Origin of the sequence: uncultured Chitinibacter sp. (genome assembly GCF_945957625.1) — a bacterium.
Taxonomy (GTDB): Bacteria; Pseudomonadota; Gammaproteobacteria; order Burkholderiales; family Chitinibacteraceae; genus Chitinibacter; species Chitinibacter tainanensis.
Genome location: NZ_CAMFLP010000001.1, coordinates 63,301 through 78,644 on the forward strand (window position 1 = coordinate 63,301; position 15,344 = coordinate 78,644).

Below are 15,344 nucleotides of genomic sequence, written 5' to 3' on the forward strand. Positions count from 1 at the left end.
GGCGAATCATCGCCAAACCCGCAACACGGAGTGTCACGCATGAGTATGCCGTTTCAATACGATGTTACCGATCGCCACGATGTGGCCGCGATCAAGAAAGCCATTGCCAATAAACTGATGTACACCATCGGGAAAGATCCGATCGTGGCCCAGCCCAAAGATTGGCTGGATGCGACCTTTCTCACCGTGCGTGACCAGATGGTCGAGCGCTGGATGCAAACCACCCGCGCGCAATACTCGCAAGATGTAAAGCGGGTGTATTACCTCTCGATGGAATTTCTGATCGGGCGTGCGCTCTCTAATGCTTTGCTGGCGCTGGATATGGAAGATACCGTGCGCAGTGCGCTGGATGACATGGGCGTGGATTACGACGATCTGGTGCATCTGGAGCCTGATGCCGCCTTGGGTAATGGCGGTTTGGGGCGACTGGCCGCGTGTTTTCTCGATTCGATGGCCACGCTGGGCATCCCTGGCATGGGTTACGGTATTCGCTATCAGTTTGGGATGTTCAAGCAGCGGATTATCGAAGGCCGGCAGGTGGAAGTGCCCGATACCTGGCTGGGCTCGGTGAATATCCTCGATTTCCCACGCGACGAAGTCTGCTACCGGGTGCGTTTTGGTGGCCGGCTAGAAAGCGATGGCAGCAAAGTGCGCTGGATTGATACCCATAATGATGTGCTGGCGGTTGCGCACGACATCATTATTCCCGGCTATGACACCATGGCCACCAATACCTTGCGCTTGTGGACCGCCCGCTCGACGCGCGAAATCAATCTGTCGAAATTTAATGAGGGTGATTATTTCTCGGCCGTGGCGGAGAAAAACGTCTCGGAAAACGTCTCGCGCGTGCTGTATCCCGATGACTCGACCTACAGCGGGAAAGAGCTGCGCTTGCGCCAAGAATATTTCTTCTGCGCGGCCAGTATTCAGGACATTATTCACCGCCACCGGATGAACCACGAAACGCTGGATAATCTGGGCGAGAAAGTCGCGATTCACCTCAACGACACTCACCCCGTACTGGCCATCCCCGAATTAATGCGCGTGTTGCTGGATGAAGCTAATTACAGCTGGGATGAAGCGTGGGCGATTACCAGTCAGGTATTTAGCTACACCAATCACACTTTGATGTCTGAGGCGCTGGAAACCTGGCCGGTGGATATGCTCGGCCATCTGCTGCCACGCCATCTGAAGATCATTTTTGATATCAACGATAAATTCCTCAAAGACGTCAGCACCCGCTTCCCCGGCGATTTTGATTTGCTGCGTCGTGTGTCATTGATCGAGGAGCATGGCGAGCGCAAGGTACGCATGGCTTATCTGGCGGTGGTGGCCAGCCATACCATCAATGGAGTGTCGGCCCTGCATTCCGATCTGATGGTGGAATCGATTTTTGCCGATCTGGCCAAGGTGTTCCCGGCGCGGTTTACCAATGTGACCAATGGCGTGACGCCACGCCGCTGGCTGGCGCTGGCCAATCCGTCGCTGTCTACCTTGATCGATCGAGAGATTGGCCACACTTGGCGCGTACGGCTGGATGAGCTCAGCGAGCTGAAGGCCCATGCCGATTTTCCGCAGTTTGTGGCGGATTTTCGCGCGGCCAAGCATGCCAATAAAGAGCGGCTGGCCCGCTTTGTGGCGCGCCGCCTGGGCGGGGTGATTAATCCTGATGCGCTCTTTGATGTGCAGGTGAAGCGCATTCACGAATACAAACGGCAATTGCTGAATGTGCTGCATGTGATTACCCGCTACAACCGCATTCTGGCTAACCCCGACGCCCCGATCCAGCCGCGGGTGGTGGTGTTTGCCGGTAAAGCTGCCTCGGCCTACAAAATGGCCAAGCTGGTGATTCAGCTGATCAACGATGTGGGCATCAAAATCAATAATGACCCACGAGTAGGCGATAAGCTCAAAGTGGTGTTTGTTCCGAATTATTCGGTGAGCCTGGCCGAAGTAATTATCCCGGCCGCTGATTTGTCCGAGCAGATTTCCACCGCCGGCACCGAAGCCTCGGGTACCGGCAATATGAAATTTGCCCTCAATGGCGCGCTGACCATCGGCACGCTGGATGGGGCCAATGTGGAAATGCAGGCGGCGGTGGGCGAAGAAAATATCTTTATCTTTGGCAATACCACCGAGCAAGTGAATGCCCTGCGCAAAAACGGCTATCAGCCACGCGCAATTTACGAGCATAACGCCGAGTTGCGCGAAGTACTGAATCAGCTGGCCAATGGTTTCTTTAGCCCACAAGAACCAGAGCGCTATCGCGTGATTTTTGATGTGTTGGTGAACTGGGGCGATCATTATCAGCTGCTGGCCGATTATGAGTCGTATATTGCCACGCAAGAAAAAGTGGATGCGCTGTATGCCAAGCCGGATGAATGGGCGAAAAAAGCCATTCTGAACGTGGCCGGAATGGGGCGCTTCTCTTCCGATCGCACCATCAGCGAATACGCTGCGCAAATCTGGCATACGACCCCGGTCAAACTTTAAGCAGGTATTTCGCGGTAAACTCAACGGCAACCCTTCGCGGTTGCCGTTGGCTTATTGATCCCGCCGCGTTGCATTTGATGATCTCTGTGGACTAACTCGCTAATGCCTTTAATTGAAGACCTGCAAGACCCCAAGCTACTGGAAGCCACGCTCGAAACCCAACGGGTGTTCGATGGCAATCTATTGCACGTCAACCGCGATACCGTCGGTTTGCCCGATGGCAGCACCGCCACGCGCGAATACATCTTGCACCCTGGTGCGGTGATGATTATTCCGGTACTGCCCGATGGCCGTTTGTTGTTGGAGCGCCAGTATCGTTACCCGCTGCATCGGGTGTTTCTGGAATTCCCAGCCGGCAAGCTTGAAGCGGGCGAAGATGCGCTGCTGTGTGCCCAGCGCGAATTGCTGGAAGAAACGGGCTACACCGCCAGCGAGTGGGAATTTCTCGGCGTCTTGCATCCGATCATCAGCTACACCGACGAAGAAATTCGCCTTTTCCTCGCCAAAGGCCTGACCGCCGGAGAAGCGCAACTGGACGAAGGTGAGTTTGTTGAGTGTGTGGCGGTGAGTATGGATGAGCTGGTGGCCGGTGTGCTTGATGGCACCATCACCGATGCCAAAACCGTCAGCGGCATTTTCTGGGCGCAACAAAAAGGCCTGCGTTAAGCAGGCCTTGGCTGGCAAAGCCGCGTGGCTGTCAGGGCTGCCACGGGCTTGATCCGCTCGGCTTAGAAAAGCTGATTATGCGCCGCGCTAGCATGATCAATTTTGCCCAAGATCTTAATACTGCGCGGCTAGCAATTCGTGATGCCAGAGCTTTGGCTCGCTTGAACGTCATCGTATTTGATTGTTAAGGGTATGTGCATGCGGGTATTTATAAATAAGGTTTGCAGCAATATACCCTTGGTTTATTCTTCCGCCACTTCGCACAGCAGCGCGTCTTGCACCACTTCGCGCGTGAGGTGCGGCGCGAAGAGGGCGATGAAATCAAAGGCGTAGCCGCGCAAATAGGCATCTTTACGCACCCCGATGTGGGTGGTGGATTTTTCAAATAGATGCGAGGCGTCGATCGCTACCAGATTTAGATCGCGCTCCGGCTCGAAAGCCTGGCTGGCTAGAATCCCAACCCCCAAGCCCAGCTCGACATAGGTTTTGATAATGTCCGAGTCAATCGCGGTCAGCACAACATTGGGCTCCAGCTGCAGGGCCGCGAAGGCGCGATTGATTTTCGAGCGGCCGGTAAAGGCAAAATCGTAGGTAATCAGCGGCCAGGCAGCGATGTCGTGCATGCTCAGCGGGCGGTTTAGCTGGGTAAGTGGGTGGCCTTTCGGCACGATGATGCAGCGGTTCCAGTCATAGCAATCAAGCATGGCTAGCTCGGGATAATGGTCGATCCCCTCGGTGGCAATGGCTAGATCGGCACTGCCATCGACGACCATCTCGGAAATTTGCGTCGGGCTGCCCTGCTTAATCGAAAGCCGTACTTTCGGATAGCGCTGCAAAAAGGCCTGAATCACTTTAGGCAGCGCATAGCGCGCCTGGGTGTGGGTGGTGGCAATGGTGAGGCTGCCGTTTTCCACCTGCACAAATTCTTCACCGATGCGTTTCAGATTTTGCGATTGCATCAAAATCCGCTCGGCAATGCGCAAAATTTCGCGGCCCGGTGGGGTAATATCGACCACGCGTTTGCCATTGCGGATAAAGATCTGCACGCCCAGTTCATCTTCCAGCAAACGGATTTGCTTGGAGATCCCCGGCTGAGACGTATGCAACTTCTCGGCGGCCTCCGAGACATTAAGCCCCTGTTTGGCCACTTCGACCAGGTAGCGCAACTGCTGCAATTTCATCCCATCTCTCCGCTAAGAACAATCGCTTATAACATACTAACAGAATAATCTAAGGCGATCTAAATGTCGCGGTTATGATGATGCTCTTCAAAAAATAAGTACTCAACAGGGTTGCGAGATGGAAGTCGCTTGGTATGGTTTTGTGATTGCCGGCTTGGTGGTGGGCTTTATTGTCGGCATGACTGGCGTAGGCGGCGGCTCGCTGATGACCCCAATTTTGCTGTTTTTCGGCATTAACCCCGCCACGGCAGTGGGGACTGATCTGCTGTATGCCGCGATTACCAAATCGGGCGGCATTTATGTGCATCAGAAAAACAAAAATATCGACTGGAAAATCACCGGCTGGCTAGCTTTAGGAAGTGTGCCAGCGGCAGCGCTGACCTTGCTGGTGCTGCACCAGCTGCATGCGGATACCAAAGCCGTGAACGCTGCGATTAAGCATGGCTTGGGGATTGCCTTACTCTTCACCGCGGTGGCAATTGTATTCAAACAGCAGTTGGTGGCCTTTGCCCAGCGCCATGCCGGGGATGCTTTTCATGCCAGCGGCCCACGGCTCAATCTCCTGACCGTGCTAGTGGGGGTACTCCTGGGGGCGATTGTGACGCTGACTTCAATTGGCGCGGGCGCACTGGGTACGGTGGCGCTGTTTATTCTTTATCCTTTGCTGCCGACCAAACGTCTGGTTGGGACCGAAATTGCCCATGCGGTGCCGTTGACACTCGTGGCTGGGTTGGGGCACGCCGGGATGGGGAATATGGATTGGAGCTTGCTGGGCTTTTTGCTGATGGGCTCGTTGCCGGGCATTTATCTGGGAAGCCACATCACGGGGCGGGTGTCTGATGGTATCCTGCGCCCCTGTCTGGCCGTTATGCTGGCCTTTATTGGCTGGAAGCTGGTGTTTTAAGCCAAGCTGCACACTTTGCATAGGGAAGAATAAAGATGGATTTTGAACAGAAACTGCAAGAAACCTCCGCCTTGCTGCAAAAAATCGCTAGCGATTTCGCGCCGGCGGTCTTTGCCAACTCATTCGGCGCCGAAGACATGGTGATTACGCATCTGATCGCCAAGCTGAATTTGCCGATCCAGATTTTTAGTTTGGATACTGGGCGTTTGCCAGCTGAAACCTACACGCTGATGCAGGAAGTGGCGCAGCACTATCCAACACATCCAATTAAAGTGTATTTCCCTGCAACGGCTGCGGTTGAGCAATATGTGAATCAACACGGTATTAATGCATTTTATGAATCGGTAGAGCTGCGCAAAAGCTGCTGCCATATTCGTAAAATCGAGCCATTGCAACGGGCGCTGCAAGGGCAGACAGCGTGGGTAACGGGTTTGCGTCGTCAGCAGTCGCCCACCCGCACTGATCTGGGCTATCAGGAATACGATAGCGGCAATGGACTGGAGAAATTCAACCCACTGATCGAGTGGACCGAGAAAGAAGTCTGGGCCTATATTCGCGCGCAGAATATTCCCTACAATAAACTGCATGATCAACACGTACCGTCGATTGGCTGTGCGCCCTGTACGCGGCCGATTGCCATGGGCGAAGATGTACGCGCGGGCCGCTGGTGGTGGGAAAATCCAGATTCAAAAGAATGTGGTCTGCACGTTAAAAAAATCTGAAGCCCTTTTGGCTCAGCGCAAAATGCCTCGCAATCGCGAGGCATTTTATTTGGTGCAGTAATTGACACCAAGTCAGCACATCTCTAAATTGGTATGCATGTGCCTGCGCTAACGCATGTGATGAGCGATGCGTAGAGCCTTAATTTCCATGCATAAACACAGAAGCCCCTGATTAACTACAGCAAACTGGTCTGCAAGTGGCGCAGCCGAGTTTGAACGTAGCGACAGGGGCAATTCAAATCGCACAAGGGGAATGTGAATGAGTCAAATCGAATATCTGATCGGGGTAGATGGGGGCGGTACGGGGACCCGGATCACGATCGCTAAGCTGGACGGCGTTGAACTTGTGCGCGCGGAAGCGGGGGCTTCTGCACTCGGGCAAGGGATTGATAAAGCCTGGGCCAATATCACGGCCGCGATTAAAGATGGTTTTAATAAGCTGGGTCTGGGCGAGGTTGACTTTGCCCGCTGTGCGGTTGGTTTTGGTTTGTCAGGCGTTACGGTTAAAGCTTGGGCGGATGAATTCATCGCTAAAAACCCTGGCTTTGGCCGCATCATTGTGGAGACCGATGGCTATTCAACCTTGCTCGGTGCTCACAATGGTGACCACGGCGCGATCATCGCAATTGGTACCGGCTCGATTGGTGAGGCCTGGCTGCCTAGTGGTGAGCGCTTGGAAGTCGGTGGTTGGGGTTTTCCCACTTCCGATGAAGGCTCGGGCGCTTATTTGGGTCTGAAAGCCATTAATCATGTGCAGCGTATTATGGATGGTCGTCGTCCATTGACTGATTTTGGCCGCAAGCTGCTGAGTATTACTGGCGATACGCGTGAGCAGGTTTTTGCCTGGATGGGCAAGATGAAGCAGGGCGAATGCGCGTCGCTCTCACCGGTGGTGGTGGAATTCGGTCAGAGCGATGAGGTTGCTAAGTCTTTCCTCCTGGATGCTGGGCAAGAGATTGTCAATATCGCCAGTGCACTGCGCGCTAGCGCCCCCGAGTTGCCAATTGCCATTTGTGGCGGTGGCCTTTCAGAAGCTTTGCGCCCATATATTCCGGCGGACTTCTTGGCCACCACTTCGCGCCCACAAAAAGATTCATGTGCCGGTGCTTTAATCTTGATCGCTCGTGAATATCGCTAATTAGTAGGTCAGTGAAGGAAGCAGGATGCAGAATCTGAATAAGCTGCTGGTACTCAAGCCGGACAACGACAGCGCGACACCGCTCTATCTTCAATTCGGCCATAAACTGGCGGCCGCCATTCATGCGGGCTTTTGGAAGGCGGATGATCCGCTTCCTTCCGAGCGAACTTTTTGCGATGTGCTGGGCATTTCGCGGGTTACCGCCCGTAAGGCACTCGATCTATTGTTCGAGCAAGGCTTGATTTTGCGGCGACAAGGCTCGGGTACTTATATTACTCCCAAGCTAGAGCAGCCCTTAACGCGACTTACCAATCTATCCGAAATGCTGAAGCAACGCGGTTTTCGGCCTTCATCGAAGTGGCTGAAGCGCGAAATCATGTTGGCCGGTTCCGAAGAGCTATTGCGCTTGAATCTGAGCCCCAATAGTCGGATCGCCTATTTGGAGCGCTTGCGACTGGCAAATGATGTGGTGATGGCAGTCGAGCGTACAGCCTTACCGTACCACTATGTGTCAGAGCCAGAAAAAATCGGCGAATCGCTGTATGACTTCCTGCGCGAAGCCAATATCAGCGTGGTGCGTGCCATTCAAAACATTGGTGCCGTCAATGCCAGTGAAGAGATGGCCAAGTTAACCGGGGTAGAGCCGGGCGCTGCGATGCTGCATTTAACTCGGGTCGGCTATTTGGAAGATGGCTCGGCCGTGGAGTTGACTCACTCTTGGTTCCGTAGTGACTACTATGACTTTGTAGTTGAGCTGTATCGTTAGTCACGTTTGCCGGCCCAAAACCAAACGCACAAGCCTTGCTTGTGCGTTTTTTTTCACTTTGTTGCATTGATGATACAAAAAAACACGTGATTTTCGACCGTCAGGAAGCCGGTTTGCGCTTGTGCTTGTCATATTTTTTCGGGTGGTCTAGTTCGACTGTCGGCATTTTTGATGTAATTCACTTGCTTTTTGGTGTGTAATTTTTCAGTTGTTGCACCAAAGTTGTGCTGCTACTTGCGGCTTAGAGTGATGATTTACTGAGGAAAACTGTGTGACTGGTCTTTTTGGAATGTAGTCGTGCATCTTTGTAGGGGTTTTTTCCTACATCGATTTACTTATGCCGATGGATTAGCCGCTAGAAGATCACCCCGAAATGTCGTTTGCCGCACCCAAGAAAGCGTTTTTTGCGTCATTACGCTGGTACACCGGCCAGATGAATTGGGGTAATCTTGCTCCTGAAGTTTTAGAGCAGGCATCAAAAACGGTGTCCGGATCAGTGAGAACCAAGCAGAATAAGGTTCATTTATGCTGACTCGATATGACGGTTTGTTGTAGGTTTTGCCCTGTATCAAACAGGTTTCAAGCTTTCAATAATCGTGTTGACTCTGAAATTTATTCTGCTTTAAAGTAGTTTCGCAGTTGTTAAACAGTTGCGACCCCAGTGTTGCACGTACTCATGTCCATGTTAGGAGTTGTTATGAACTTTAAGCGTTCTGTTATCGTTGGTGCTACCCTGTTTGCTGCATCAATCGTTTCTGCTCAAGCTGCAACTAAAGTTGAGTTCTGGTCTCACTCTCTGGCACCAACTTACGATGCATACCACAAACAAGTGGTTGAAAAATTCAACTCTACCAACAAAGACATCCAAGTTGTTCAGAAAGACCTTGGCTGGGGCGCAATGAAGCCTGCAATCGTAGCTGCGGTTGCTGAAGGTAACGTTCCAGGTCTGGCTCTGGTTCCGACTAACTGGATGGTTGAAATGGCTCCTAAGCTGTTGACTCCAGTTGACAGCATCATCAACAAATCACAGTACACCGCTGCTGCTCTGGCTAACGCGACTACTGACGGCAAAATCTACGGCTTCCCTTCATACCAAGTGACTGCCGTAATGGTTTACAACAAAGACATCCTGGCTAAAGCTGGCGTTAAACCAGAATTCAAAACTCTGGACGACGTATTCGCTGCTGCAGCTAAGATCAAAGCCGCTACTGGCAAACCAGGCTGGGCGCCAAAACTGCAAGACGGTTTCACTGGCTGGTTCATGTTTGAAGGTCTGCCAGTTATCCAAAACGGCAAAGCTGTTTACAACAGCCCAGCTCACGTAGCTCTGGTTGAGAAATTTGCTAAAGCTTACAAAGAAGGCACCATCGTTAAAGATACTAACCTGACTTTCGACGAACAAATCGCTATGTTCGCGAACGGTGGCGTTGGTATGTTTGCTGAAGGCGGTCACGCTGTTAAGAAAATTAAAGATGCTAACCCAGCCGCTTACAAAGCAGCTGACGTTACCACTTTCCCATTGGGTGACAACGGCAAACTGGCATTCGGCGGCTGGACTACTATGTACGTAGTGCCAAAAGGCCAGAAAGATCTGAAATCAGTAGGTGTGGTTGGTAACTTCATCACTGGTGAGTGGGCTCAAGAGCAATTCGCTAAAGCTTCTTACACATTCGCTTCTACTAAGAACGCAAATGCTGCTGCAGCTAAAGACCCAGCTCTGAACGACATGACTGACCCAGGCAAGAAAGCATTCAAAATGGGTGGTCTGGTTATCGACAAAACTCGTCACCTGTTCCTGAAAGATCTGCCAGGTAACGTGGATGAAGGCGCTCTGTCTAAAGCCATGGACGAGAAAATCGAAGCTGCTCTGCAAGGCCGTATTTCTGTGAAAGACGCGCTGGACCAAGCAGTTGCTGATTCAAACAAACGTCTGTCTGCTGCTAAATAATTTAGCGTAGATCGATAATAAACGGCGAATGCGCAGGCATTCGCCGTTTTGTTTTTTGCAGTTTTATATTATTGAATCTTAATATTGATGGTTATACCCATTTTAATAATATGGGTATAGGGTGTTTGGAGTTGGCTTTATATTCAGTCATGCGCCAAGTTGTTGCTGTGCAAGCTTTTTTTGAATGTAAGGCTTTGTTGGTTTCCTAGTTGAGACTAATAGACAATACGAAAAACTACCTATAGGACTGTGAAAAATCAGGTTGTCTAAGTTATAATGCGAGGGCTGTAATTTCGCTTGGGTTTGGTTAATATCAAGTCGCTTTTATGGCCTGCTCGGTATTATCAACCTTGTCTGCAACACACCAAAGAGTCGAAACGTGAAAAACTCCAACTTTTTAGCCTATTTCTTCTTGGCGCCAGCCTTGATCTTTATGGGTATCTTTGTATTCTGGCCGGTTGGGTTCAACACCTTCTTGGCGTTTCATAATTATGAAATTGCCGGGGGTGCGACCGAGTGGAATAACTTTGCGAACTTTGTTCGTATTTGGGAAGAGCCTCTCTTTCACCAAGCTGTCAAGAACTCTTTGTTGTTCCTGATTGTTGTGCCAGTTATTCAATTGGCTTCCTTGCTGATTGCGAAACTGGTTAACAATAAGTTGCCGGGCATGACTTTTTTCCGCGCTGTTTATTACATTCCTGTAATTACTGCGATCTCTATCGCCGGTGTGGTATGGACATTCGTTTTCAAATACGACGGTCTCTTGAATGAATTTTTAAGCACCATCCTGCATTTCTTCCACCTGTATCCACAAGACAAACTGGTTGAGATTCAGTGGCTGCAAGAACCTAGCATTGCCATGTACTCCATCATGATCTTTACCTTCTGGAAAGGTATCGGTTACTACATGGTACTGTATCTTGCTGGTTTGCAAGCTATTCCAACCGAAGTGGAAGAGGCGGCCATTCTGGATGGGGCGAATGCGTGGGATCGCTTCTGGCGCATCACTGTACCGATGGTTAAACCCACCATTCTGCTGTGTACCATGCTCTCGACCATTGGTGCGCTGAAGGTGTTCCAAGAGGTGGTAGTACTGACCGATGGTAAAGCTGAAACTTACACCGCACTCTTCTATGTGTACGACCAAGCCTTCCGCAATTACGACTTTGGTGTGTCTGCCGCGGCTGGTCTGGTGGTGACCTTCTTCTGCATGGTCTTGGCTGCCATTCAGTTCCGCTTCTTTGGCGACAAGTAATACCTCGAGGAGATAGAGAATCATGTTGAATAAAAAGGTATTGAATCGAGCGTTGGTATTGTCTGCGCAATACGCAAGTTTGCTGGCATTCGGTTTGTTCACCACTTTCCCGCTGTTATGGGCGGCCGCTTTCGGTCTGTCGACAGACGGCTCAGTGGCTTACCGTTTCCCACAAGGGTTTGTGCCTCATGTGGCAGATGAAAACGGCGTATATAGCATTGGGGTGACTTTCTCGTGGATTCATCGTGTATTCGTTGAAATTCCATTCACTCAATACTTCATCAACTCGGTGATCATCACCACCATGGCGGTGATCGGTACCGTGGTGATTTCGGTGTTGGCGGCTTACCCACTGGCGCGGATGAAATTCTTCGGCCGCAACTTCATCTTCGTGGCCATCATCGTCACCATGATGCTGCCAGCGGAAGCCAGTATCGTGCCGAACTACATCACCATTAAAAACTTCGGTGATTTCGCGAACTGGTTGCAATTGGTGCTGACCGGCAGTGATGAAGGCACCTGGCGTAAATTCATCGGTCTGAATAGCTACTTCTCAGCTGTAGCGCCATCAGTGGCCGGTGCGTTTGGTATCTTCTTGATGAAACAAGCCTTCGAAGCGGTGCCGCAAGATCTGATCGACGCGGCCCGTGTTGATGGCGCAACCGAGATGCAAATTCTGTGGCGTGTGATGTTGCCAGTAACTGCACCATCAATCGCCGCGCTGGGTATCTTTACACTGGTGAACACTTGGAATGACTTCCTGTGGCCATCGGTTGTACTGCGTGCCAAAGAAATGCAGCCATTGGCCGTTGGGGTATTTAATGACCTGACTGGTCCACTGTCTGGTTCACAAAACACATTGATGGCAGCCATCGTACTGACGGTTATTCCAGTACTGGTGTTCTTTGCCTTCACTCAGCGCTACTTCATCTCCGGCATGGACGGCGCAGTTAAATAATTTGATCGTGTTTTGACACGCAGAAATCAACCCAATTCAGAATTAAGGAAAACTAATCATGGCTGGCTTGACCCTTAAAAACATCAAAAAGAACTACACCAAAGACGTTTGTGTGATCAAAGGCGTAGATCTGGAAATTAAAGACGGTGAATTCGTGGTATTCGTAGGCCCATCAGGCTGCGGTAAATCAACCATGATGCGGATGATCGCCGGTCTTGAAGAAATCACTTCAGGCGAGCTGTACATCGGCGACACCCTGTCAAATGACATCCACGCTTCAAAACGCGGTATCGCGATGGTGTTCCAGTCATACGCGCTGTATCCACACATGTCGGTATACGACAATATGGCGTTTGCGCTGAAACTGGCCGGCACTCCGAAAGCGGAAATCGACCAGCGCGTGAAAAAAGCCGCTGAAATTCTGCAAATGACCCACTTGCTGGAGCGCAAGCCTAAGGCTCTGTCAGGTGGTCAGCGTCAGCGTGTGGCGATCGGCCGTGCGATCGTACGTAACCCGAAAGTCTTCCTGTTCGACGAGCCACTGTCTAACCTGGATGCCGCACTGCGTCTGAACATGCGTGTTGAGCTGTCTAAGCTGCACCAAGAACTGAAAACCACCATGCTGTATGTAACGCATGATCAGGTTGAGGCGATGACACTGGCTGACCGTATCGTGGTCTTCAATGCCGGTATCGTGCAGCAGGTGGGTAGCCCGCTGGAAATGTACGAAAACCCATCGAATCTGTTCGTGGCTTCGTTCCTTGGTTCACCAAAAATGAATCTGTTCGAATCACAACTGGTGGGTCTGGAGCAAGGCTCTGCGGTTGTTCGTCTGCCTAAAGGCATTACCGTGCGTGCTTCTGTGGACGCTGGTCGCGCCAAAGTGGGCGACAAAGTGACCATCGGTATCCGTCCAGAGCACATCGAACTGTGCGCTGAAGGCGATGCGGAAGGTATTCCAGCCCGCGTTGATCTGACCGAACACTTGGGTGATATCGTGCTGGCCTACATCGAAATCCCTGGCATCAACGAAATCATCTGCATGAAGTTGCCAGCGAACATGACCGGCCTTAAATACGGCGATGCAATCCGCGTTAAATTCCCAGAATCTCAATGCATGCTGTTTGATGCAGAAGGCCTGGCATTCAAACGCCTGAAAAAATAAGCAACTCGCCTTGCAATAAAAAACCCGCCGGAAGGCGGGTTTTTTATTGCGGGTATCTGACTGGATTGACTTCAGTATTGCAGCTAGTAACTACATCGGAAGAGGAGGGCAGCCAGCCCAGTGCTGACCTATTAGTGCTATTACTGCGCCGGGCTAGGGGATTGCCGATGAATCACCTCGATCGCAGCGATGAGCTCTTCACTGAGTGTGAGCGCACTTGCCCCAATATTCTCGCTCAGCTGCGCCATGCTGGTGGCACCGATGATGGTGCTGGCGACATACCATCGCGAATGCAGCCAGGCCAGTGCCAACTGGCTTGGTGTTAAGCCATGAGCGAGCGCCAAATCCCGATAGGCGGCCACCGCAGCCGGGACAGCTGGTTTGAGATAACGCACGCCAAAATTGGCAAATTGCGTCATCCGGCCTGCGGCCTGTGGATCAGCCACATATTTGCCGCTCAGTAGCCCAAACGCCAGCGGGCTATAGGCCAGCAGGCTCACTTGTTCGCGATGGCAGGTTTCGCACAGGCCGTAATCGTAAGTGCGATTAATCAGGTTGTAGACATTCTGCAGGCTATGCGCAATGGGTAGGTTTTCACTGCGGGCAAGGCGTAGAAACTCAGATACCCCCCAGGGGGTCTCATTGGAAAGGCCGATATAGCGCACCTTTCCAGCCGATACTAGGGTGTCAAGTGCAGCGAGCTGCTCGTAAACGCTGGGCGTGTCGGTGTATTCCTGGCTTGGCTCGTAATAGCTTTGGCCAAACATGGGTACATGCCGGGCTGGCCAGTGTAGCTGATACAAATCGATATAATCAGTTTGCAGCCGGCGCAGGCTGTCATCGCAGGCGGCGATAATTTGCGCGCGGGTAAATTGCGGGCCACCGCGTAGCCATTCCATGCCGCGATTAGGCCCGGCCACTTTGGTAGCCAGTACAATCTCGGCGCGGGCTTGGCGTTTAAGCCAGCTCCCCACGTATTGTTCGGTTAGCCCTTGCGTCGCTGCCTTGGCTGGCACCGGGTACATCTCGGCGGTATCAATAAAATTAATCCCGTTCGCCAGCGCATAATCCAGCTGGCTATGCGCCTCGGCTTCGGTATTTTGCTCGCCAAACGTCATCGTACCCAAGCACAGGCTGGATACCTGCAGCGCACTGCTGCCTAGTTGAACGCGGCGGATCATTTGCTGGCCGCCACGGCAGGCACGGGCGAGACGGTATAGCCGGCTTTTTGCAGGGTTTTCAGCAGGCCATCTTCACCAGTGAGCTGGCTTGCGTGCATGGTGAAGAAGATATCGCCTTTGGCCAGCGCCGGTTTCAGGCGCTCGAGCATGCTCTGGCTGCGTTTGGCTTTAACTTCATGGTGCCAGGCTTTAAACCACGCTTGTTCGGCGCTCGGCAACGCGGCCTCCAGCTGCGCCAGCGGTTGGATTTGCTCGACTTCATAGCCGATATAGGCCGTCATATTCCGGCTATTGGCCTGGTCTAGCTCCGGCGCTTTTTTGATCAGCGTATCGATCAGCACGATTTGTTTGTCGGCCGCCAGGCTTTGATAGGGTTTGAGCTGCTCGCCCACGCTTTCAATGGCGAAATACGGTTTTTGCATTTCAGCCGAGTATTGGTACAGATATTCATCCATCGGCGGGATTTCTTTGCCAGCTTTCGGCGTCATCAACAGCATGACTACCGCCCATGGCTGCAGTTTATCGGCCACCGCGCGTGGATAGCCACGTGCTTCCAGCATCGGTACCACTTGCTTAAAGCGCTCTTCGCCCAGGATTTTGGCCAGCGTCGCTTCCTTGGTCAGAATCAGCTGCGCTAGCTCAACCGATGAATTCATATCGCTATAAAACTCGGTACCAATGTATTTGGCGCTGAGTAGGGCCGGTTCAACTTCAGGCTTGAATTCGGCTTCATGGCCAGCTGGGGTGGCTACTGTAGCCAGTACCCAGGATGGGCCAACATTTTTGCTTTCGATTTTCCACAGCACGGCTTTGGTGGCTGCGGCGGCCGGGGCTTTGGCGACTTTGCTCGCCGTTTTGGCGGGCGGGTTTTTTTCGGCATTGGCAGGGCAACCCACCAAGAGGGTGAACAGGGTAGCAGTCAGACTCAGCGTAGCAACACGAACAAACATGATATTCCTGCAGGCAA

General features: G+C 51.9%; 13 protein-coding genes. 10 read left to right on the forward strand and 3 right to left on the reverse strand.

Translation table 11 applies throughout. The annotated features are described in order from the left end of the window. Nucleotides 1–30 precede the first annotated feature (30 nt). Together glgP and QV747_RS00300 are read left to right on the forward strand one after the other, a co-directional pair. Complete coding sequence (gene glgP, locus QV747_RS00295) at nucleotides 31–2,493, forward strand: glycogen/starch/alpha-glucan family phosphorylase (RefSeq protein WP_373317269.1); 2,463 nt, start codon at nucleotides 31–33, stop codon at nucleotides 2,491–2,493. 102 nt (nucleotides 2,494–2,595) lie between these two features. After that, nucleotides 2,596–3,159: an NUDIX domain-containing protein gene (locus QV747_RS00300; RefSeq protein ID WP_273428561.1), complete on the forward strand. Its 564-nt coding sequence runs from the start codon at nucleotides 2,596–2,598 to the stop codon at nucleotides 3,157–3,159. A 242-nt stretch (nucleotides 3,160–3,401) separates the two neighbouring features. Here QV747_RS00300 and cysB read toward each other — a convergent pair whose 3' ends face one another. After that, the gene (gene cysB, locus QV747_RS00305) at nucleotides 3,402–4,340 is read right to left on the reverse strand and encodes an HTH-type transcriptional regulator CysB (RefSeq protein WP_028448669.1); all 939 of its coding nucleotides are present in this window, start codon (nucleotides 4,338–4,340) and stop codon (nucleotides 3,402–3,404) included. 118 nt (nucleotides 4,341–4,458) lie between these two features. On the opposite strand from cysB, the gene QV747_RS00310 reads away from it, so the two are divergent. From QV747_RS00310 to QV747_RS00345, 8 genes are all read left to right on the forward strand, one after another. Then, a complete protein-coding gene (locus QV747_RS00310) occupies nucleotides 4,459–5,244 on the forward strand; it encodes a sulfite exporter TauE/SafE family protein (RefSeq protein ID WP_028448670.1) in 786 nt (261 codons plus the stop codon). Between the two features lie 35 nt (nucleotides 5,245–5,279). Further along, nucleotides 5,280–5,966 (forward strand): phosphoadenylyl-sulfate reductase, encoded by a 687-nt coding sequence (locus tag QV747_RS00315; RefSeq protein ID WP_273428558.1) that lies wholly within the window; start codon nucleotides 5,280–5,282, stop codon nucleotides 5,964–5,966. Nucleotides 5,967–6,225: 259 nt separating this feature from the next. Beyond that, nucleotides 6,226–7,104: a BadF/BadG/BcrA/BcrD ATPase family protein gene (locus QV747_RS00320; RefSeq protein ID WP_273428555.1), complete on the forward strand. Its 879-nt coding sequence runs from the start codon at nucleotides 6,226–6,228 to the stop codon at nucleotides 7,102–7,104. Nucleotides 7,105–7,129: 25 nt separating this feature from the next. Then, nucleotides 7,130–7,870: a GntR family transcriptional regulator gene (locus tag QV747_RS00325; RefSeq protein ID WP_273428552.1), complete on the forward strand. Its 741-nt coding sequence runs from the start codon at nucleotides 7,130–7,132 to the stop codon at nucleotides 7,868–7,870. 697 nt (nucleotides 7,871–8,567) lie between these two features. Further along, nucleotides 8,568–9,818, forward strand: a complete 1,251-nt coding sequence (locus QV747_RS00330; RefSeq protein WP_047395598.1) for an ABC transporter substrate-binding protein — start codon at nucleotides 8,568–8,570, stop codon at nucleotides 9,816–9,818. A 379-nt stretch (nucleotides 9,819–10,197) separates the two neighbouring features. Next, nucleotides 10,198–11,073, forward strand: a complete 876-nt coding sequence (locus QV747_RS00335) for a carbohydrate ABC transporter permease (RefSeq protein WP_028448675.1) — start codon at nucleotides 10,198–10,200, stop codon at nucleotides 11,071–11,073. 22 nt (nucleotides 11,074–11,095) lie between these two features. After that, on the forward strand, nucleotides 11,096–12,031 hold the full coding sequence (locus tag QV747_RS00340; RefSeq protein WP_034618642.1) for a carbohydrate ABC transporter permease: 936 nt from the start codon (nucleotides 11,096–11,098) through the stop codon (nucleotides 12,029–12,031). A gap of 58 nt (nucleotides 12,032–12,089) precedes the next feature. Further along, nucleotides 12,090–13,196 (forward strand): ABC transporter ATP-binding protein, encoded by a 1,107-nt coding sequence (locus tag QV747_RS00345; protein ID WP_028448677.1) that lies wholly within the window; start codon nucleotides 12,090–12,092, stop codon nucleotides 13,194–13,196. A gap of 140 nt (nucleotides 13,197–13,336) precedes the next feature. On the opposite strand, the gene QV747_RS00350 is transcribed toward QV747_RS00345, so the two are convergent. Continuing rightward, the gene (locus tag QV747_RS00350; protein WP_308445249.1) at nucleotides 13,337–14,377 is read right to left on the reverse strand and encodes an aldo/keto reductase; all 1,041 of its coding nucleotides are present in this window, start codon (nucleotides 14,375–14,377) and stop codon (nucleotides 13,337–13,339) included. After that, nucleotides 14,374–15,327: a TraB/GumN family protein gene (locus QV747_RS00355; RefSeq protein WP_273428543.1), complete on the reverse strand. Its 954-nt coding sequence runs from the start codon at nucleotides 15,325–15,327 to the stop codon at nucleotides 14,374–14,376. The genes QV747_RS00350 and QV747_RS00355 overlap by 4 nt, the downstream gene beginning before the upstream one ends. Nucleotides 15,328–15,344: the final 17 nt, after the last annotated feature.

Bases quoted from the DNA above. Each gene is read 5' to 3' on its own strand.
- QV747_RS00330 (WP_047395598.1), top strand. From the start codon at position 8,568: ATGAACTTTAAGCGTTCTGTTATCGTTGGTGCTACCCTGTTTGCTGCA.
- QV747_RS00340 (WP_034618642.1), top strand. From the start codon at position 11,096: ATGTTGAATAAAAAGGTATTGAATCGAGCGTTGGTATTGTCTGCGCAA.
- QV747_RS00355 (WP_273428543.1), bottom strand. From the start codon at position 15,327: ATGTTTGTTCGTGTTGCTACGCTGAGTCTGACTGCTACCCTGTTCACC.
- QV747_RS00315 (WP_273428558.1), top strand. From the start codon at position 5,280: ATGGATTTTGAACAGAAACTGCAAGAAACCTCCGCCTTGCTGCAAAAA.
- QV747_RS00310 (WP_028448670.1), top strand. From the start codon at position 4,459: ATGGAAGTCGCTTGGTATGGTTTTGTGATTGCCGGCTTGGTGGTGGGC.
- QV747_RS00300 (WP_273428561.1), top strand. From the start codon at position 2,596: ATGCCTTTAATTGAAGACCTGCAAGACCCCAAGCTACTGGAAGCCACG.
- QV747_RS00350 (WP_308445249.1), bottom strand. From the start codon at position 14,377: ATGATCCGCCGCGTTCAACTAGGCAGCAGTGCGCTGCAGGTATCCAGC.
- QV747_RS00325 (WP_273428552.1), top strand. From the start codon at position 7,130: ATGCAGAATCTGAATAAGCTGCTGGTACTCAAGCCGGACAACGACAGC.
- QV747_RS00320 (WP_273428555.1), top strand. From the start codon at position 6,226: ATGAGTCAAATCGAATATCTGATCGGGGTAGATGGGGGCGGTACGGGG.
- cysB (WP_028448669.1), bottom strand. From the start codon at position 4,340: ATGAAATTGCAGCAGTTGCGCTACCTGGTCGAAGTGGCCAAACAGGGG.
- QV747_RS00345 (WP_028448677.1), top strand. From the start codon at position 12,090: ATGGCTGGCTTGACCCTTAAAAACATCAAAAAGAACTACACCAAAGAC.